The organism is Algoriphagus jejuensis, from assembly GCF_039523455.1.
GTDB lineage: Bacteria > Bacteroidota > Bacteroidia > Cytophagales > Cyclobacteriaceae > Algoriphagus > Algoriphagus jejuensis.
Window position 1 is genome coordinate 23,218 of the sequence record NZ_BAAAFI010000011.1, and the last position, 21,273, is coordinate 44,490.

A 21,273-nucleotide genomic window follows, 5' to 3' on the forward strand; every position below is an offset into this window, starting at 1 on the left:
CAAAGTACTTTAACTCAATCCTAAGGCATATGAAAACTCAAATCAGCACTCTCCTCGGAGCCGAACCCGCCAGACTTCTTAAAGCAGCATTTCTTGGATCTCTCTTGCCCCTAGGCTGGTTGTTGTTCCTTATCCTTTCTGATTTAAAATCTTTCGAATCTTGGATGTTTATTCCCCTTGTGATCATCCCAAGCGGTGGTGCAGCTGGAGGAGTTTTGTTTTGTGTGGTGGGATTTGAATGGCTTTCCAAAGGAAATAAAAAAATTGGTCCAATCATTTTAAGCACGATAGCCTATTTCATTGTCCTCTGGATGAGTGCGGTGATTGCTTTCAATTTTACTGGACACTGGGATTAAAGTAAGAATCAGAGTCAAATAAGTCTAAGAATCAGAATTCCTCTTTCTATGGAGCAGTCCGAGTCACTATCTGAACAAACCAACCCATTGGAATCCTACTATTTCCAAATCAAGGAAAACAAATGGTACTGGATTTTCTCGATCTTTTGTCGGGTCACTTTGGCCTATGCCTTTATCGTGGCAGGCATGGTGAAAATCGTCGGTGAACGCTTTGCCAGTGGCCTATCCCCACTTCACCCGATGGGTGCCTATCTGGAAGCGCTGCATCACACCGGATACTATTACACCTTCATCGGAGTAGCACAAGTCTTGGCTGCTATACTCCTGCTCTTCCCCCGGACTGTTCTCCTGGGAGCCTTGCTTTACCTTCCGATTATTGTCAATATCTGGATCCTTTCTTATGCGGTTCGTTTTGACGGGTCTTATTTCACAAGTCCACTGATGGTTTTGGCCAATCTGTATCTTCTAGCCTGGAATTATGACCAACTTCGGTACATCTTGCCATTCAACAGGCACTCCAAAGAAGCCACATACAAGAAGAAGGGGAAATTCAGTAACAAGGTCCCGGTTATGTTTTTCTCAGGGGTGATCGCAGTGGTAATTTTAGTCGCATGGCAAGGCTCCTCAGGGATCTTGGTTATGCCTCGAAACTCTCTGAAAGATTGCAAATCTCAGTTTGTAAATACCCCGGATGAGCTTGCCGGTTTCGCGTTTTGCGAATGTGTTCACACCAATGGAAATCCCCTGGATGACTGTCTGGAAGCATTTGAAAAATGAAAATCTCTTAGAAAATCCGCCAAAAAAAGACCCTCTTAACAACCTACCCATGAACACCGAAATACAAAAACACCTCAAGGATCCGAGCTATCTCGAAAAGTTATACCGGTCCAACAAATCTGGGTTTAAAAAAGCCTTTTGCGAAATCTATCCCCAGATCAAAGGCTCAGAAATTGCCGAATTCTGGCACGAGCGCCTCACTTATGAATCAGACCAAATCACTTGGGGAAGCCGTCTGGAATGGAGGTTTGTCCTCATTGCATCCCTCATCGCGGGTGTTTTGGCCAAATTCCCAGTAATTTTCAGCATTGATGAGGACTATTTCTATACTAGAAATATGGCCTTTTTGGTCTTCCCATTTGTCACTGCTTATTTTGTCTGGAAAAACAAAATCTCCCAAAAAACTGTGGGAATCCTAGCTGCCATCCTGGCGCTTGCAGTGCTTTATGTCAATCTCCTTCCCGACAACAGCTCAAGTGATACGTTGATTTTGGTCTCCATCCACCTCCCACTGATGCTTTGGGCCATCCTTGGGGTATCTTTTGTCGGAGGCAAACTAAGTGATCTCCCCAATCGCCTTGAATTCCTACGATTCAATGGTGATACGGTAATCATGGGAGCCATCCTTTTACTTTCAGGACTCCTGATGTCTGGACTTACAGTTGGTCTGTTTGGATTGATTGGAATCAATATCGAGCGATTTTACTTTGACTACATTGCGATTTTTGGGCTGGCAGCTGCTCCTTTGGTGGCCACTCACCTGACACAAACGAACCCTCAACTCGTCAATAAGGTCCCTCCAATTGTTGCCAAAATTTTCAGCCCCTTGATTTTGATAATGCTCGTGATCTATTTGGGGGCAATTATTTATTCCGGAAAAGATCCCTACAACGACCGGGAGTTTCTCCTATTGTTCAACATGCTGCTGATCGGAGTGATGGGCTTGATCTTCTTTTCAGTGGCTGAAACCTCAAAAGACGAGAAAAACACAGTAGGCATTTGGGTTATTTTCCTGCTTTCGATCGCCACAGTCTTGGTCAATGGAATCGCACTATCTGCCATTACCTATCGGATTTCAGAATGGGGAATCACACCAAATCGAATGGCTGTTTTGGGAAGCAATGTGTTGATGCTTTTTCACCTGCTGATGGTCACTTGGAATCTTTACCGATCCGCCCTCAAAAAAGCTCCTTTGGAAGGGGTAGGAAATACGATTGTGCTATACATCCCAATTTATTTTGCCTGGACTTTGGTGGTGGTTTTCTTATTTCCCCTATTGTTTGGATTTAAATAAAATTCCGACTCTCCATATCAGATAGATGCGAACCAAAAAAAATCCTTCCCCACCGGGGAAGGACTTAACCAATTAAACTACCCATTAACTAATCTATACTTATTTCTCTATCGGCGCGGAGATCACTCCCAGATACCTTCCCATCCAATAAGGAAGCAAGTAAGTATCACCTGCACTCAGTTCCGCCCTGCGGTCGCCGGCATCCAGATTGAACAGGCTGCGGTTGTGCTTCAACTCGGGACGCTCATCGGGAGGAAGAACTTCTGCTGTCGTCTGCCCCCAAAAGCCCGGCTGAATCAGCTCAATATCCTTGCGGTGGCTGTTCTCGGTTTTGAATTCAATCATATCCAGCGGAAATTCCTTCAGGTGCCAAACGGATTCCTCCAGGTCAAAATCCTGGGCACCGGTCATCGCATAGGTAAAGTTCCACAACGAATTCTTCTCCGGCCGCTCAAACTCCCAGTGATCCTTGATCGCTTCCTGGTAAACTCCCTTCAGCGAATCGTTCAGCGCATAGGGATACAGTCCCCAATAAGCCAGGAAATACATCTCGTCGTCGCTGTGGTTCCACTCCTGCGACAGCATCTTCGTCCATTCGTCTGCATCAGCAGGTGCGGGGCCGATTTCGCTGAATGGACGAGCCAGGTTTTCGAGATACCCGTGATTTTTCATCAGATCCAAGGCCTTTTCCTTATATATTTCCTTACCGGTAAACTTGTAAGCTGCCTGCAAAAAGGCAATCAAATTGGAGGAATAAACCTTTCTGTCACCGATCATCGTCGGAAACCGGTTAATGAACTCGGGATTCCAGCGACCCCAAAGTGAGGGCTTGCCATCCACATCCACCAAGGTGTAGTTGTTGGTCACCAGGTAGCCGACCATATCATCGAGAAGCTTTACCGCGCGCTGCTTCAAATCCGGATCGTCCATGTATTCGGCCATCAAGACCAAGGCAAAAAACTGCCCCGCGGTCTGATCGCTGCTGGCAGACGCTCGCCAATCCCACTCCGGATCTTCGGAATGATTCCAGCTAGTATTGTTGTTATATCCCTCATACCAGTAGTTTTCAACGTAGTCTCGGTATTCTTTTCTGAATTCGTGGTAGCCGCTCCGCTCGTAGGTTCTACCAAAAAGCCCTTGAATGCGCGTGATATGATGAAGTCTTTCCATCGCTTCAAAGGACTCGATGCAGTTTTGCTTTGCGTCTTCTGACTTGGTGACGAGGTACCTGAAAAGCTGACTGCCCATGTACATTCCTGTCCACAGGTTATCGCTGTCAGCGATGCCATTTTGCGCGCTGGCAAGGTTATGATCCGTAAGGCGAGTCACGTTGCTATTGATTCCATAGCGGATATGGCGCTGTCTGACTTGCTTTTCAAAAACCATTGCTTTGTCTTCCAATGTCATCTTTTCGAAGACAATTTGTCCCAAACCTTTGTCAGTGAGGATCAAAACCGAGTGCTCTGGGCCTTCAGCGATGTGCACAACCGCATTTCCCGGAAGCCATCGTTCGCCATGATAGTAGTTAAACTTCCCGTCGTCTTTGAGCATAAAAGCTCCCTTGGTCGAGCCAAACCAGAGCTTCCCGTCGATCTCTTCAACCGTCGTAATTTCCGTCCAAGGCAATTTCGCATTCAGCGGCTGTGTGATTTTTCCGCTCGAATCAATCATCAAAAAGCCTTCTGAAGTTCCTATTGCGATTTTTCCTGAAGCCAGTAGATCGAAGGCTGTAAGTCCTGTTCCTGCGAAAACCTGCTTTTTCTCCCCTCCTTCTTCCTTGATCTGCGAAAGCGAAGTTGCGGTTAACACATAAAACTGAGCGCCTTTCTCGTCGTACTTGCTGTCCAAAATCGCTGATTCAACTTGACCGTTAAAAACCGACTTCGAATCTTGAATCAAGGAATAACGGCCTCCGGTACTGACCAAAAAGGAAAATTCCTTGCCTGACGCAATTCCATCCGCTTGTGCGATTTGGTGTCGGGAGAAAAGCTTTCCCGCCCAGGCATTGCTGAAGACAGCCTCCTCATCCAAATAGACAAACTGATTTTGGTACAAAACCATATCCGCTACCGCCTTGTCTGCCATTGGTTGGTATCTGCTGTCTTGATGAAGCTTTCCCGGATACTGGAAATGCCCATTGTCTGGATTCACCAAACCCGTAGAAGTCAGAACTTGGATGACCCCATTTCGGTCAGAATAGACTTTCTTAAACTCAAGATTCTCGTCCCCGGAATAATACTTCACAGCATAATCCTGCAAGTAGGCAGAGTCCTGATAGACCGGTTGGCTTACTTGATCCTGTTGTCCTTTTTCTTGACAGGAATAAGACAGAACCGCTGCAAATGGAAGGAGATACGCTATTTTTTTCATTATAATTTTCACGGGTTGCGCAGGCATTTTCAGAGCCTTTTGTACTAAAATGGGTTTTAAGAAAGGCCGAGATCTATCGCTTAATGAGCCAGACGTCCGAAATCCTCGAATAATTTCTCCAGCGCAGATGTGACTCTTCAGGTCGGTCAAAGCTCACAGAGATCTTGCCGTCCCCAACCAAGTCCCTTGGCACAATGAATTCTTTAAATCCTCCCAGTTCCTTGTCATACACCAATGGCTCCAAACGTCGCCCGTCGATTCGAATCAACGCATCGCCATATCCAGTCACGCGGATCAGGTAGCGGGCGGTAGGATCGAGATCTTCATATTTTAGTTCGGGATTATTTTGATAGACTTGGGAGGACAGTCTCCAGCGACTGTACCCGCTGTCCCACCAGCCAAAATCTACCGCATCATATACTGTCGTTGTCACATGCGGACTGTTGGCGATATTCGAAACATCGTCGTAGAAGCCCCCTTTTCCAGGGTTTTCCCAGTTGGCGATGAGATTGAGATGGGCAATCTTTTTCTCCTCCGAACCCATGCTTCGTACAGAGTCAAATTGATCAGCCAGCCACCAACGGTTGTTGAGCGGATAGTCCACAAAGTCAAGTATACAGCCTCGTTGGGAGTTGCTGGCCTGATATTTTTCCACGCTGGTTTGCAGCCCGATGGTTTCGAAGAGCGCCTGCGCATAGTCTACGATCTTCTTTTTTGAGTCCTGTTGGATCGGCTGAGTATCTGCCTGATTGACTAAGGCCAAAGCTTGAGTCATGGCCGCTTCCGTCCCCATTTCCTCAGCATTCAGCATCACCAGATTCGCTTGTCTTTCGAGCGCAGTTTCGTTGATTTTGCGATGACGAACATAGGAATCATAATAGGCTCGAATCACCAACATCTGCCATCTCCAATTGCCGGAAAGCTGGGGATTGGCCGCTTCCAAACTTTTCCAATAAGCCAAAGTCGGCTCAATTCCGCCATTGTCGATGATCGATCCGGCCCAGTTACGCTCCAATCCAAGAATGCCCTCGGCGGCCTTTTCTTCCAGTTTGGAATCGAAGAAAAAGTTGGAATATTCCCTCAAAATATCCCGAACAGGTTTGTTCGGATTCCAACCTCTTTGGCTCCAGATGATCTTGTTCACATCGTCATGGCAACCGTCGGAATAAGACACAAAACCGTCGGTGAAGGGCGCGTATTTATTATGCACGTTGGCATAAAATACCGGCATCGGGTTGATCCCCTCCCGACCGATTGTCAGCGCAAAAGCCTGATCGAAATTTGGAACCGGATAATCGCTGCGCACATTGTGCGTCACGTCGGGATAATTTCTGTGCTTGTATTGCTTGGGAAGGCGGAAACGAGTCTCTGAAATCGGCGGACTGCTCGGGCCAGATACGACACCACGCAACCAAGTCGGCTTGTTTTCTTCCAAATACTGGTAGAAGTAATCGACTTGCTCTTGGCTGAAACCTTGCAAAGAAATCCAGATTCCGGCATTCGGATGATACTTGATCAGTCGGGTATGAAGCTCTTTCAGGAAAGGCAAAACCTCGCTCGGATGATTGTGACCAGGATCTCCTCCCGGAAAAAAGATATTATCTAACCGTGGTACTTTCTTGTAGTTCGCCTCGTGAAGATCGAGTTCTTTGGCCCGGATTTCCAGATCGGAAAGGTCGACCGTGGCCGGAGTCCAAACCCAATATTCAAGGTCATATTTATCGCAAAGCTCGCTCATCCTCACATTCATCTCCTCCCGGGAAATCTTGAAATGTGGACTCGCTCCGTCTTCGTCGGTTGGCGGGATATTTTCGATGGCATTGGTGCCAAAAAGCATCAATTCACGGATGTACTGCTCGTATTGATCCACAGACCATGCATCGTAGGAATTGGCCAGATTTCGATATCCGATCTGATGTCCGCGCAGGGAATATTGCGGTGCAGAAGCTACATCGAGTTGATCGTCGATGATAAATTCTCCTTTTGCAAACGACGCAGTTCGCAACAATTCCCCTATGCCAAACAGTACCGCGCGGGAATCAGCCCCGATGATCCACAGCACATTCTCTGTCCAAACCACTCTAAATCCCTCAGCCTGAAATTCCGGTGAATCTTTACCGGTGGATTTTGGGGGAGTTTTCCCGTCCAAACTCGCCGTAGAAGAAAGCGTCAACGCAATGGTAAACTTCCCGGCTTCTTTCCAGTTTTGGATAGGGCTGACATTGATCTTGCTACGCTTGCCGATTTCATCCTGCAAAACTTCCAAAGCAGCCGCGCTAACCTGAGGTTTGATGTCCTCCGAGATCAGTACGGTTAACTTATTGAGATTGACTGGCGTAGCCAAAGCCGCAGTGATAGAAATAAAAAGACAGAAAAAAAGAAGCGTGATTTTTAATCGCATGGGAAAACTGAGATTCGGATGAGCAGAACTCCGGCTGGGGATTCCCGGATTTCTCAAAGACAATACTTTACATTCCTGATTTTGGGCTATCGCATAGCCTATTTTTATCCCGACCCAGTATTTCATTTATGAAAAGTCTGCTCAAAGCCCTGTTGCTCTCCTTCATCTTTTTTAACCTCGCCCAAAACCCAATAAGAGCGGAAAAGCCGACATTACCGGGATATTCTCAAGTGCATATAATCCTAGGCGATGAAGCCGGACGCGTAGAAAAACTCGTAGCAGGTTTGCTCAAGGAGCGGATTTTGGAAAAATCGAAGCTTAAAATTTCGATCTCCAAAGAGTCAGCCACTGACAATGCAGGAGGATTGGTCATCTATCTCGGAATACCGGAAAACCACGCATTGCTCCAGCAGCAATTTGAAAAACGCAGGATTCAAGCGTTGACTGCGTTGGCTCCTGGAATTGAAGGATTTTTGCTTCAGCAGGTCGATCTAAACTTGGTTTTGGCGGCAGGCATCGATGATAGAGGATGTCTCTATGCTGCGGGAGAACTTTTGCGACAGCTTACTTTCGGAGAAAATCAAATACAGCTTCCACAAAACCTAATCATCCGAACTGCTCCTGCATTTGGGATCCGAGGAACCCAGTTTGGGCAAAGTGGCGTCGCTAAAAGCCTGGCGAAGGTCAGAGACTGGACAGACGCCGAAACCCAAAGAGTCATCTTGGATTATGCCCTAGCTGGCGCAAACATCTTCAGCGTCGACAATGGGCCAATGTATGAGTTCATCAAATCCTACGGCCTGATGACTCAGGGCGGATTCGGTGCCAATACCGCCCCGGAGAACAAAAACCCGGAATGGCGCGCCTCTGAGTCTATAGGACGCGAAAACTATGTCTGCCCTTCGGTTCCGGCAGCAAGAGCTTTCATGCTCCAAAAGTTCGAGGAGTTTGCCAAAACTGCTCCGAGCTATGACCTGCTCAAGTTTCACGGTGGTGATGGCGGCGGCTGTGAATGTGATCTCTGCAAGCCTTACGGACTGACTTTTATTGAACTTGTGGCCGATATGGCAGCTATTTTTCATCGATACCATCCGGCGACCAAGGTCTATTTTACCAATCAGAAGTTTGACAATGCGGACGATGAAGCCATTTTTGCCTATCTCAACGAAAAACCTCGAGACTGGCTCTGGGCTTGGGGTTATGGCCCTGGTTCGGATGCGACAACATGGCAACCCGGTCACCGACAAACCCATCGCATGGATCTATTCCGCTATCCCGGTTTCGGGCCCTACGGACTGTATCCCCAGGAGATCCTCCGACAAATGCCAGCAAGGCACAAACTGGTTTATTTCAATGAAATCACCCACTGGAGATACGCCCAGCACGCTTATATCCAGATGTATCCCCGCGCAGACAAAAATGGCGATCTACCGCCGCATTGGGGACATGACATCTACGAGCGGAAGCCCGATCAGTACTTGACGCAGGTGTACAATCGCCTGACTTTCTTCGCTTGGCCAAGGCAATACCATCGCATCTTCAACGACCTGATGCGCTACGGCGTCGGCGACATCACGCATTCCTCCGGCAATCACGACCACTTCAACCAATGGATGTGGCAACGCCTGCTTTGGGCACCACGCACTTCGGTGGAAGACGTGGTGGACGAGTATGCCAGGGCTTGGTTTGGACCAGAAGCTGCTTCGCTGATGGCAAAGGCTATTTTTCAATTGGAAGAAAATCTGGAGGAAATCCCAGGAACTCCCCTGACGGAAAAAGGGGGCATTGACTCCTATTATAGGATGGTGACTGAAGCAGGAAAGCTCATGCCTGAAAACTGGAAGTCAAACAACTGGCTTTGGAGAATGTTCCTTCAAAAAGGTGCCCTCGACCGCTATACCCAATTGGCGGTGGGGCAGCAAATCCAAATTCAAACCGAGATTGAAAACTTGATCACAGCCAATCCTGAAAAAGACATTACTGATCAAATCCTCCTATCTGCGCTAGAAAAGCTAAAAACCTCAGCTGATGAAACTTCTGAGATGGTTTCACTCAAAGCTGAAGCGACACAACTCGGCGAAGAAAGCAACGCCTTGTTTGGCACTCGAAATGAAGGCCTCTTCAACCTGAACCATGACTTTATCGGTTTGGGCTGGCTGGAGCGCCAACTCAATCGGGCATTGGCAGCAAAAGAGGTCGAAAGAAACACACTCCTTGCAATGATCACCGACTACGATAATCCGGGAGAAGGAGGGCAATACGACAACCTCGGCACCGCCAATCCAGCTCCGAATGTCGTCTTTGGCTATCCCTACGATCATGGTCAGCCCTTCGTGCAGGAGATGCTTTCCGAAGGAAACCGCCCAAGTCAGCGGTCCATGCATTTCACTCAGGATGAAGCGCAAGGCGTAACGCTACACTACCAAGACCTAGACCCCAAAGCCACTTACAAAATACGGTTGACGCTCGTCCGACCGTGGTTTCAGGAAAGATATGCCATGCGAATGAACCAAAAATCTGAGACGATCTATGCCGACAACGAGGTCTTGGCTCAAGATATCGAGCTACCCCTGCAGATGAGTGATCAGTTCACCTTTGAGGTTCCTGTCAGATTGACAAAGGACGGTGAGTTAACGATACGTTTCCAGAAAGCTGCGGATGTAGCCACTGGAGATCGGGTGACGGTGGAGCAGTGGAGAAATTCCGGTGGATGGGGGACATTGGTTTCAGAGGTTTGGCTGATCAAGAACTGACGACTTTCAGACATTTCTGGCTACGTGAAGTTTATGTAAAATTACTGGAGCCATTCCCGCAAGTGCTGCGGATTCTATACTTTAGAACTCTATTCTCTTTTTCAAAACACCAATCCAAAATGTTACGATTTCTACTTTGCATTCTGGCTATGACTTTGTCTTTCAGCCCTTCTTTTTCCCAGGAAATGTTCCACTCAAATATCGTAATCGCACACCGGGGCGCTTGGAAAACCAATACTCTGCCTCAAAATTCCATCGCCTCTCTGGATCAAGCAATCGCGTTGAACTGCGTAGGTTCTGAATTTGACGTGTGGATGACGTTGGATGGCAAACTGGTGGTAAACCACGATGCGGATTTTCTCGAAATGCCCATCGAAACCTCCACTTTAAAGCAATTGAGAAAGAAAAAACTTCCCAACGGTGAGAAGATCCCGACAGTGAAAGAGTACCTGAAACATGGAATGAAACAAACCGGCACCAAGCTGATCCTGGAAATGAAGCCCTCCAAAAGCGGTGCCGAACGCAGTAAAGAACTGGCTGCGAAATCTGTGGCTTTGGTTAAAGAAATGAAGGCTGAAAAGTGGGTCGACTACATCACCTTCAGCTACGACGCCGGATTGAAGGTCATCGAGATCGACCCTACTGCGAATGTCGCCTACTTGACGGGAGAAAAATCCCCTGCCCAGCTCAAGGCTGATGGTTTTTTCGGTTTTGACTACAATATCAAAGTCCTCAAAGATAAACCACATTGGATCAAAGAAGCGCAAGAGCTCGGACTCACGGTCAACGCATGGACGGTCAATAATGTGGAAGATATGAAGTGGCTTTTGGAACAGAAAGTGGATTTTATCACGACAGATGAGCCGGAGAAGTTATTTGAGCTCGTCAAATCAAAGTAAGGCAAAAGACTCTAGCAGGCACCAAGGAATATATCAAATCCCGCCCCGGAAATACTCGGGACTCTGGCCTATTTAGCCGACCTTCTCTATTTTCTCATCAGAGAGACAATACATCAATAACCCACCTTTCATTGGAGAATTTTGGATATATTTCGAAATCCAAAATTTTAAACCTAATGAAATCGAGCATGACTAGTCAGCACACTAGAAATGACTATATACCACGCGAGATTCCATGTGACCATTAAAAACCAATTGTAAACACATGAAACGACCCATTACTTTATTGCTTGCTCTCACGCTTGGATTCATGGCTTTCAGCCCAAAGACCAACACCGGAGAGCCTGGTAGAACAACCGAAATTACTACAGCAAAACCAAAGCAATTTGGTGGATTGGCACTCTACACGGTGCGCGACGCCATGGGCAAAGACCCCAAAGGAACGCTGAAAGCAGTGGCTGACGCCGGATACGCTTATGTGGAAGCAGCTAACTATGCCGATGGCAAGTTTTACGGGATGACCCCAGCCGAATTCAAATCCTATCTCGGCACCCTCGGCCTCACCGCCAAAAGTGCGCACATGGGCATGGTGAACATGGAAAATGCGGATCAGTTGATCGCTGATGTGAAAGCTGCCGGAATCTCCTATTTCGTGATTCCTGTGCCGCCGATGGGCATGTTCACCTTTGACCAAGCCACCAAATCCATGGCAATGAAAGGTACTGCCGATGACCTCGTGAAGATCATGGATACCTTGGGCGAAAAATGCCACAAAGCAGGAATCAAATTGCTGTACCACAACCATGACTTTGAATTTAAGCCACTTGCTGATGGCACGGTGATCGAGGATGTTCTTTTGGAAAAGTGTAATCCAGAATACGTCAATTTCCAGATGGATCTTTTCTGGGTAACGAAGGCAGAAGTCGACCCCTTGACCTACTTCGAAAAGTATCCGGGCAGATTCAAAGCTTGGCACGTCAAAGACATGAGTACTGAGGGAGTATTTGCTCCTGTTGGTACTGGAACAATTGATTTCAAGCGGATTTTGGCTGAGAAAAAAAAATCTGGAATGGAGTTCTACCTCGTAGAGCAGGACAACACCTTTGGCTTGGATCCCTTGGAGGCTATCAAAATCAGTCATGATGGATTGAAAAAAATAGGCTTCAAGTAAGTCTTGGCACCTAACTCATTTCCATCCGAAAGAGGAGCTTGTTTGCTCCTCTTTTTTTTCGTGCCGCCACAAGGACGATAAATATTTTTAGAATTAGGCAGAGACAATCTCCGCAAACCAATAGTGTTTCTTTCCTTTTTTACCGTTCGTAAGAAGGATGTCATAGGAGTGCTGCACGATTTTTTCGACGACGATTGAAATGGGTGTTTTGAAGGTCGGACCGTCGTAGCAGAAGCTGTGAAACTCTCCATTTTCCCCACAAGGATCGACCGTTTCAGGCAGGCTTTCTAGAAAATCCCGATCAAAATCTTTCCCTACAAAATCTCTGGCAATCAGATCTGCATCAGCTGCACAAAGCTTGGTTTTGAATCCTGCTGTTATAAAAGCTTTTGCAGCGGCGTCGGTTGGCATTTTCCAAAGTGGAAATACCGCAGAAAACCCTCTGCTGGCAAGATTATCCTCTCTATACTTTCGCAGATCCTCCAGGAAAATATCTCCATATCCCAAGTGCTTGATCCCCTCCAATTCCAATTGATCCAAATAGGAATTGATAGCCGTTTCGTAGGCCCGGTTGTCGCCGCTGGATGGATAGTAAATCTTGTCTAACCGCAACCCCAGCGACTCGGCCTGCCTTTCGATGAGCGCTTCGGAGATCCCATGCATTCCAACACGTCTTGTGGATTCCCCAAAAGTGGTGTGTAGGCTTTTTACTTCGAACCGGGGATCTTGCTGGAGGTGGTGAAGCGCAAACGCACTGTCTTTGCCGCCTGACCAACTCATTGAAACGGGTATTTTTTGCTCAATATTCATCGGGAGAAAATAAAAATCACCTAAAAACTACGCGCGTGAAAGCCTCGAGATACACGAATGCAATCAGCAACGGAACAGAATAATCTCACTGAAAATCCGCTATGAACTCGGAGTTTGCTAAAAATTCTCTTAGCACTGCTGCCAATTGTCAGTCATGCTTATATCTAAAAATCAAAAGAATGCAAGGCATGAACTATGAGCTCTTGAATTGATCTTTGCACTTTCTGTATCTCTTCGGTAGGACTCTAAAGTGTCTTCGCCGGCAGGATCTGACCACTCACCTCTCCAAATCCTACTCTGATGCCATCTTTCTCCGCATATCCTTTCATAATGACTTTATCCCCGTCTTCAACAAAAGTTCTCTCGCCCCCTTCTGCCAATTCAACAGCTCGGCTGCCGTTCCAGCTGAGTTCGATCATGGATCCAAAGGAATCCTCGGTCGTCCCGGAGATTGTGCCGGATGCCATGATGTCGCCGACGTTGATGTTACAACCATTGACGGTATGGTGAGCAAGCTGCTGGGCAACATTCCAGTACATAGCTTTGTAGTTGGCAGAACTGATCTTGGTAGCCTTTTTTTCATCCGGCTGTAGATACACTTCCAAATTGATATCGAAACTATGGTCAGATGCGCACTTGAGGTATTCCAAGACTTCAGGTTCCTGAACTGGACTTGCTGTCCTAAATGGCTCCAAGGCCTCTAGCGTTACCACCCAAGGAGAAATCGACGAACCAAAGCTTTTGCCTAAAAACGGGCCCAAAGGCACATATTCCCAAGCTTGAATGTCCCGCGCTGACCAGTCGTTGAATAGCACAAATCCGAAGATATAATCCTCGGCGTCGGCGGTGGAGACGGAGTCACCAAGCTTGGTCTGCTTGCCGGTGATGAAGGCCATCTCCAGTTCAAAGTCCAATTTTCGGGTTGTACCAAAGGTGGGAATGTCCGAATTTGGATCTTTGATTTGTCCTTTTGGACGATGGATAGGTGTGCCGGACACGACGATGGAAGACGCTCTGCCATGGTACCCTACCGGAAGATGTTTCCAATTTGGCAAGAGGGCATTTTCAGGATCGCGAAACATTTTGCCTAAATTGGAGGCATGCTCCATACTGCTGTAAAAGTCCGTGTAATCACCGATTTTCACCGGCATCAACATTTCGGCTTCCTTGCGGGTAACCATCACTTTACCGCGGGCAGAGTGGTCGCGAAGCTCTCCATTGTCAGCCAAAAGCAGTGCTTGAACACGATCTCTAATTTTCTTGGTTTGGATTTTTCCCAAAGCAATCAACTCATTCAGAGAGTCTTTGAGAAAAATACCCTCAGGCAAAAACAAGTTTGCAAAAAAACCCTCCTGATCTAGGACACTTAGGTCAACAATTTTATCTCCAATAGCAATGCCGATTCTCGGACTCAGCTTCTTATTCCTGAAAATGCCAAAGGGAAGATTGTAAATGGTAAAGTCTGAAGCTTTTGGTATTTCCACCCAGGAAATCAGGGTGTTGGTCGGGCTGTCGCTCATGAGTAAAAATCAAAGTGATCGCAAATTTAGCTTTTATGAATGAAATGAAAAGGGTAAAGTCCCAAGGTTTTAAATTTCATTTCAACATGCCGCACATAAGTCTTTGGCTACTTGAACATTGCCACTCACGATCTAAATTTCAATTATTTCCTACATACTAATTTAACCAGTCATCATTTTCTCTTCTCGCAATTCTCGCACTTTGCTAACTTCAATCTGTACTGAAATTTTACACATATGAAAAATCTTTGCACCAGTTTCCTGACGGTTATGTTTGTCATGGTGTTTTCTGTGTCTTTTTCGCAGGAAAAAAGCATCATCGATCAGCTAAACGAGGTCGCTATCGTGGATCAGAAAGTCATGATGCCGATGCGAGATGGCGTTCGGCTTGCCACAGACATCTATCGACCCAAAGGGGAAGGGAAATATCCGATCGTCTTTTCCAGGACACCCTACAACTTCAACACCTGGGGTAATGGCGAATTGAACACCCGTACAATGCAGTCTGCGATGGAGTGGGTAAAGAAAGGGTATGCATTTGTCGTTCAAAACGAGCGGGGACGTTATTTTTCCGAAGGAGATTGGGATATCCTCGGCGTCCCACTTACTGATGGATATGACGCTTTTGACTGGATGGCCAAGCAGACTTGGAGCAATGGCAAAGTCGGCCTGCTCGGCTGCTCCTCTACTGCCGAATGGCAAATGGCGGTCGCATCGCTCGATCATCCGGCTTTGGGGGCTTTGGTTCCACAGGGCTATGGAGCCGGAGTCGGCAAAGTCGGAGACTTTTGGGAGCAGGGAAACTGGTACCGTGGTGGAGCTGGACAGATGCTTTTCACGAATTGGCTCTATAGCGTACAGCATGACCCAATGGCACCTAAGCTGCCTGCTGGAATCGAACAAAAAGACCTGCTGAGATTACAGCGCTTCTACGATATGTCTCCCGAATATCCGAGAATCGACTCCAAAGCGGCTTTGAGCCACCTCCCTATCCAGGATATCATCCGAAATCAAAACGGCCCGATGGGGATCTACGAGGAGATGATCACCCGCAAACCTAACGATCCGAAATGGTTTAACGGTGGCTTGTATCACGATGAGATGCCTTTCGACAAGCCAAGCTTTTGGTTTGTCAGCTGGTTTGACGTGTCGGCTGGACCAAACATTGCACTCTTCAACCATGCGAGACAAAATGCAGTTTCCCAAGTGGCCAGAGACAACCAGTACCTGGTGATCGCTCCGGTGATGCACTGCTCCTATACCCGAGCTACGGAAAACACCATGATCGGCGACTTAAACGTGGGCGACGCGAGACTAAATTATGACGAGATCATCACAGCATGGTTTGACCTGTGGCTGAAAGGTGAAAAGTCTGAAGTGATGGAGAAAATGCCGCGAGTCCAGTATTACACCATGGGATCTAACAAATGGCAGACTTCCGAAGTTTGGCCTCCTGCCAATGCGGTCATGACCGACATGTATTTAAGCTCAGAGGGCAAGGCAAACACGCTAAACGGCGATGGAAAACTGACTGCCAAAAAGCCTAAAAAAGACCTGCCTGACACCTTCCAATACGACCCCATGGATCCCGTAATGTCCCACGGCGGGAATGTTTGCTGTACCGGAAATGCAGTCGTAGGCGGTTCGTTTGACCAATCCGAGATGGAGCTTAGAGACGACATTCTCGTCTACACCTCCGATGTATTGGAGGAAGGCATCGAGGTTTCGGGATTTATTGACGCTTATCTCTATCTCTCTTCCGATGTCAAAGACACAGATGTGACAATTAAACTGATCGATGTCTATCCTGACGGAAAAGCCTATAATCTGGACGAAACCATTCAGCGCGTTCGATACCGAGAAGGCTATGAAAAAGAAGTTTGGATGGAAGAAGGCAATATCTATGAAATCAAAATGACTCCGATGAGTACCTCCAACTACTTTGCAAAAGGCCATAAAATCCGCATCGAAGTCAGCAGCTCCAACTTCCCCCGTTTTGACAGAAACCTGAATACCGGAGGAAATATCTACGATGAAACAGAAAGCATCGTAGCTACCAATTCCATACACCATGGTGGAAAGAACCTGAGTAGGATTGTGCTGCCGATTGTCAAAAAATAATGTTAAAATAAAGTGTACAGGATTCAAAAAGGGGGACGGTTGTCTCCCTTTTTCATTTATCCAGCCTGCTAAACTTGGAGATACAGAATTTCAACATCACAAAACGCAGCATCGGTTTTCGGTCAACGGCCTTCCAACCCAAGGGCAAATGAGTATATTCATATTATTATTTTTTAAATTGTTAAAAGACAATTAGTCAGCTATTTACTCCTTTTATAAATTTTTGAACGACTTTCTCTTACAATTTCGATTTGGTTGATTTTTTTTTAAGAAATTAGTCTACAACCAAATATTTTCAACCCTATGTTCAAACTTTACAAAACAATCCTCTCCCTGGCTTTCCTGTGGGGATCTGTTGGTTGGGCTTTTGCTCAATATACAGTCACAGGAACAGTTGCAGACGAGCGGACTGGCGAAACCATAATCGGCGCCAGCATTCTGCTCAAAGGAACGACCACAGGTACGATAACTGACCTAGATGGTAATTTCTCAATCACGTTGCAGTCGAATAATCCTGCGACTCTGGTATTTTCCTCCATTGGATACCTCAGTGAAAATGTCGAAGTGGCACCGGGCGTGACCATTTTAAACATTCAACTGAAACAAGACGCCACCAATCTGGAGGAAGTTGTCGTGACTGGCCTTGCCACCTCTGTCAAAAGAAGTAACCTCGCCAATGCTGTTTCTTCGGTTTCTGCCCGAGATTTAACCGGAACAACGACCATTCAGACCACGGACGGCGCGTTGTACGGCAAAGTCCCCGGGGCAACTATCCGCTCAAACGGGGGAGCTCCAGGAGGTGGTATATCAATCCAGCTCAGAGGTATCTCCAGCTTGACCGGAGCATCTCAGCCACTGATCATCGTAGATGGGGTGTACATAAGCAACTCCTCCCAGCGGACAGGTAGAGCTACCGTATCAGGTGCAGGCGCCAGTAATCAAGATGACGGATCCAATCGCCTCGCAGATATTAACCCCGCCGACATCGAAACGATAGAAATCCTCAAAGGACCGTCTGCCGCCGCAATTTATGGGACTCGAGCTAATGCCGGGGTAATCATCATCACCACCAAAAGAGGACAAGAAGGCAAAACTACCGTGTCGCTCTCACAGGACATTGGATTTGCCCAACCTCTCAGACTGCTCGGAACGGATGACTGGAGCGAGGAGAAAATCAATTTCTTCTTCCCAGAATCCAGAAGACCAATCGAACTCGAACGTTTCAGAGCTGCAGAGGCCAGCGGAACTTTCATCGACTACGAGGACTATTTCTACAACAACCAAGCGACCCTGCTCAACACAAGGATTAACGTAAGCGGTGGTACAGACAAAACAAAATTCTTTGTTTCCGGAAATATCACCGATGAGGAGGGAACTGTGAAAAATACAGGTTTCAATCGCTATTCTATCCGGGCAAATATTGATCAGAAAATTACCAACGGAATCAAGCTCGGTGTATCATCCAACTACATCCGCTCAGATACTGATCGGGGATTTACCGGAAATCAAAACAACTCAGGCGCTTCCATCGGGTATGCAATCGCCTACGTGCCAAACTATTTTGACCTAAGAAAAAATGAAGACGGAACCTATCCGACTAATCCCTACTTCTCAGAAAATCCTGTGGCGGTCACTGACAATGGAACCAATAGTTCCTTGGTGAACAGATTTATCCAGGCATTTACGCTGGATATAGACCTTTTAAAAACCGAGAAAAGCTTCCTCAAAGCGCAATTCTCCGGTGGCCTGGACTATCTTCAAAATACGACGATGATATATCTACCGGAATTCTTGCAATATCAGAGTGCCCAAGCAAATCCCGGGGATGTTCTGAAAGGAAAGCAGGAAAGCTTCAATACCAACTTCCAAGCAGCGTTGGTTTACAATTGGAATCTGGGAACCGTCAACATGAATACCTCCGCAGGTTTGGTTAGGCTTGATTTCCAAGACAACGCCTTGTTTAACAGAGGAAGAGGATTGGTACCCGGTCAGACCAATCTGCAACAAGCTGCGATTCAGGAAATCAACCAGGAATTCAACAGCAAAATCCAGGATGCGGGAGTTTTCCTCCAGCAGGAAGTCAACTGGGAGGACAAAATCATCGGTACGCTGGGAGTACGGTGGGACAAGTCAACACTCAATGGAGACCCTAACGAATACTATGCATTTCCGAGAGCTTCTGTGGCATTCAACGTCGCCAACTTCGACTTCTGGAATGTAGGATTCCTAAATCAGCTGAAGCCTCGAATTGCCTATGGTGAGACGGCAGGCCCGGTGAATTTCGGAGCTACTTTCACACCACTGGGAGGAACAAATATTGGCGGACTACTTGGCTCTACCGTTAGCACACAAATCGGAAACACCGTGATACTGCCAGAGACAGCCAGAGAACTGGAGTTTGGCGTAGATGCAGGTTTTTTCAATAGCCGATTATCAATAGAGGCAACGTATTATATCAAATCCACTCAAAACAACATTCAAAACCTGAACCTGGCTCCCTCAACCGGGGTGAACACCACACCGAGTAACGAAGCTGAGCTGGAAAATAAAGGGATAGAGTTGTCGATATCTGGCACTCCGATTGAAACCGCCAATTTCCGCTGGTTTAGCCGTGTGATGTTTTGGAAAAATGATCTCCTGATGACTAGACTCGGAATTCCGACCTACATCTCCGGAGCATTTGGATCAGGATTGGGCACCTTTCTCTATGCGGAGGGCTATTCGCCGACCACTATCGTAGGTACCCCGGCAAATGCAGACAATCCTGGCGGATTTACCTTTTGGGGTGACGCACAGCCTGATTTCAACATGTCATTCTTCAATACCGTCAGCCTCTTTAAAGGTCTCGAACTTTCCTTCTTGATCGATTGGAAAAAAGGCGGTGACAACATCAATCTCACGTCTTTCCTCAACGACGGTGGCGGAACAACCAACGGATGGTTTGACGACGACAACGGAGACGGAATTCCGAATGGGCGCCAAAGACCACCTGCACCCTACAACAATGCAGGGAGATGGGTTCAGAATGCAAGTTTTGTGAAAATCCGTGAAATCGGGCTTTATTATACCCTTTCAAAAACCACCATCTCGCAGTGGTTTGGCTCTGCAGTTTCCAATATCAAAATTGGAAGTTCGGTGAACAATGCCTTCCTATTCACGGACTATGAAGGATATGATCCGGAAACCTCTTCTTTTGGTCCCCAAGCGGTCGCCAACAACGTCGATATCGCTCCTTATCCGACGCCGAGACGTGTGTTTTTCCACTTGACTGTTGACTTCTAAACCGGCCTAATCATGAAAAATATAAGAAACTATTTTGCTTCAGCGTTGATTGCCGCCGCAGTATTTTCCAGCTGTAATCCGCTTCAACTTGACGAAATACAGGATCCCAACAACCCGTCCGTTGGATCTGTATCCAACAATGCTACTCCTCAACAAATACAGTTTCTGATCACAGGATTGGAATCAAGACACCGAGGATACGTAACCAATATCTCGCAAGCATGGAATACCTTCGGACGAGAGATTTGGTATTTGAACGCCTCAGACCCGCGATTCCAGACCGATTGGTTGGGACAAAATGGACGCGTACCCGACCGAGCCTATTTTGGATTTGGCACTACGGGTGGGGGCTCTTGGGCTACTCCTTATCAAGCTATCAAGCAGGCAGACGTGCTGATCACCGCAGCTGCCAATACTGACTTGATTCCGGAAACATCTAAGAGTGCTGTCAGGGGTTTCGCCAAAACGATCCAAGGCTATCAATTTATGATTCCGGCAAATTTCGTCTATGGAAACGGAATTCGAGTAGACGTGAAAGACCCACTCAATCCCGGGGAATTTGTGCCCTATGCTCAGGCTTTGGACGCCATCAAAGTAATTTTGGACGAAGGAGACGCAGATCTAGTCGCTGCTGGCACGGGCGAGTTCCCGTTTAAATTAACCCGAGGATTTGCTGGATTCAATACCTACACGGGCTTGCGCCAGGTGAACAGAGCAATCACCGCCAGATTAAATGCCTATCGAAAAGATTGGCAAGGCGTATTGACTGCCTTGGACGCTTCATTTATGAATTTGGAAGGAAACCTTATCGTCGGCCCATCCCATCCGTACGGTGCCGCTCCTGACATATTTAATCCCTTGTATTATTTACCCAACGCAGCTGTGAACACGATCATCGTCGTCCATCCTTCCGTATTGAAGGATACGACAGCTGGAGATTTCAGAGTCAAAAACAAATTTCTGAAGAGAAATACTCCAGTCACCGTAACCACTGATGCAGGAGCGTTGGTAGGTACCCATCAGGACGCAAGATGGCCTTCAAATACGACCTCAATTCCGTTCATCCGAAATGAGGAATTAATTCTGCTGAAAGCCGAAGCCCATGCGCAATTGGATCAAAGCTCCAGCGCAGTGGCAGCGATCAACATTATCCGGAATGCCGCAGGTATCGGCAACTATACCGGCGGTACCGACAAAGATGCACTTATCAACGAAATCCTCTACCAAAGAAGGTACTCGCTTTGGGCCGAGCCTTGGGGACACCGCTGGATAGATGCAAGACGCTATGGGAAACTGGGTGAAATCGACACGTCCTTTGACTCAGGCACGATCTTCACCGAATTCCCTCATCCACAAGCTGAACTCAGCTGGGATGAATACAAGGGGAATTAATATTTTCCAGACTAGTATGAAAAAAGACCGGCAGTAACGTCGGTCTTTTTTTTTCTGAAAGTCTGGTTAGCGTATCCCATAGTTGTTCCGTGATATCAGTTTTTGCTAAGGTGTTTCTTTGGAGAAA

General features: G+C 47.0%; 13 protein-coding genes. 9 read left to right on the plus strand and 4 right to left on the minus strand.

Annotation, left to right across the window (positions count from 1 at the left end):
• Positions 1-29: 29 nt before the first annotated feature.
• The 3 genes from ABD031_RS12020 to ABD031_RS12030 are packed head-to-tail and all read left to right on the plus strand — an operon-like array spanning position 30 to position 2,427.
• On the plus strand, positions 30-356 hold the full coding sequence (locus ABD031_RS12020; protein WP_343851743.1) for a hypothetical protein: 327 nt from the start codon (positions 30-32) through the stop codon (positions 354-356).
• A 48-nt stretch (positions 357-404) separates the two neighbouring features.
• Positions 405-1,133, plus strand: coding sequence for a DoxX family protein (locus ABD031_RS12025; RefSeq protein WP_343851745.1), 729 nt, complete (start codon positions 405-407; stop codon positions 1,131-1,133).
• A 49-nt stretch (positions 1,134-1,182) separates the two neighbouring features.
• Positions 1,183-2,427, plus strand: a complete 1,245-nt coding sequence (locus tag ABD031_RS12030) for a hypothetical protein (RefSeq protein WP_343851747.1) — start codon at positions 1,183-1,185, stop codon at positions 2,425-2,427.
• Positions 2,428-2,526: 99 nt separating this feature from the next.
• Here the strand turns inward: ABD031_RS12030 and ABD031_RS12035 are convergent, their stop codons facing one another.
• Together ABD031_RS12035 and ABD031_RS12040 are read right to left on the minus strand one after the other, a co-directional pair.
• Positions 2,527-4,797: a ligand-binding sensor domain-containing protein gene (locus tag ABD031_RS12035; protein ID WP_343851749.1), complete on the minus strand. Its 2,271-nt coding sequence runs from the start codon at positions 4,795-4,797 to the stop codon at positions 2,527-2,529.
• Positions 4,798-4,870: 73 nt separating this feature from the next.
• Entirely contained in the window at positions 4,871-7,324 is a 2,454-nt protein-coding gene (locus ABD031_RS12040) for a beta-N-acetylhexosaminidase family protein (RefSeq protein ID WP_343851751.1), read from the minus strand.
• Positions 7,325-7,326: 2 nt separating this feature from the next.
• Here ABD031_RS12040 and ABD031_RS12045 point away from each other — a divergent pair, with 2 nt between their 5' ends.
• The 3 genes from ABD031_RS12045 to ABD031_RS12055 all read left to right on the plus strand — a co-directional run bounded on the left by ABD031_RS12045 (position 7,327) and on the right by ABD031_RS12055 (position 12,021).
• Complete coding sequence (locus ABD031_RS12045; RefSeq protein ID WP_343851753.1) at positions 7,327-9,951, plus strand: hypothetical protein; 2,625 nt, start codon at positions 7,327-7,329, stop codon at positions 9,949-9,951.
• 119 nt (positions 9,952-10,070) lie between these two features.
• Positions 10,071-10,850: a glycerophosphodiester phosphodiesterase family protein gene (locus tag ABD031_RS12050; protein ID WP_343851755.1), complete on the plus strand. Its 780-nt coding sequence runs from the start codon at positions 10,071-10,073 to the stop codon at positions 10,848-10,850.
• 265 nt (positions 10,851-11,115) lie between these two features.
• Positions 11,116-12,021: a sugar phosphate isomerase/epimerase family protein gene (locus tag ABD031_RS12055; protein ID WP_343851757.1), complete on the plus strand. Its 906-nt coding sequence runs from the start codon at positions 11,116-11,118 to the stop codon at positions 12,019-12,021.
• Positions 12,022-12,114: 93 nt separating this feature from the next.
• Here the strand turns inward: ABD031_RS12055 and ABD031_RS12060 are convergent, their stop codons facing one another.
• Both ABD031_RS12060 and fahA read right to left on the minus strand, forming a co-directional pair.
• Positions 12,115-12,801 carry a Dph6-related ATP pyrophosphatase gene (locus tag ABD031_RS12060; RefSeq protein WP_343851759.1) on the minus strand — a complete coding sequence of 229 codons (687 nt, stop codon included), beginning with the start codon at positions 12,799-12,801 and terminating at the stop codon, positions 12,115-12,117.
• 275 nt (positions 12,802-13,076) lie between these two features.
• Positions 13,077-14,351 carry a fumarylacetoacetase gene (fahA, locus tag ABD031_RS12065; protein ID WP_343851761.1) on the minus strand — a complete coding sequence of 425 codons (1,275 nt, stop codon included), beginning with the start codon at positions 14,349-14,351 and terminating at the stop codon, positions 13,077-13,079.
• Positions 14,352-14,588: 237 nt separating this feature from the next.
• On the opposite strand from fahA, the gene ABD031_RS12070 reads away from it, so the two are divergent.
• The 3 genes from ABD031_RS12070 to ABD031_RS12080 all read left to right on the plus strand — a co-directional run bounded on the left by ABD031_RS12070 (position 14,589) and on the right by ABD031_RS12080 (position 21,146).
• A complete protein-coding gene (locus ABD031_RS12070; protein ID WP_343851763.1) occupies positions 14,589-16,472 on the plus strand; it encodes a CocE/NonD family hydrolase in 1,884 nt (627 codons plus the stop codon).
• Positions 16,473-16,775: 303 nt separating this feature from the next.
• Positions 16,776-19,754 carry a SusC/RagA family TonB-linked outer membrane protein gene (locus ABD031_RS12075; RefSeq protein WP_343851765.1) on the plus strand — a complete coding sequence of 993 codons (2,979 nt, stop codon included), beginning with the start codon at positions 16,776-16,778 and terminating at the stop codon, positions 19,752-19,754.
• 12 nt (positions 19,755-19,766) lie between these two features.
• Complete coding sequence (locus ABD031_RS12080; protein WP_343851767.1) at positions 19,767-21,146, plus strand: RagB/SusD family nutrient uptake outer membrane protein; 1,380 nt, start codon at positions 19,767-19,769, stop codon at positions 21,144-21,146.
• Positions 21,147-21,273 lie beyond the last annotated feature (127 nt).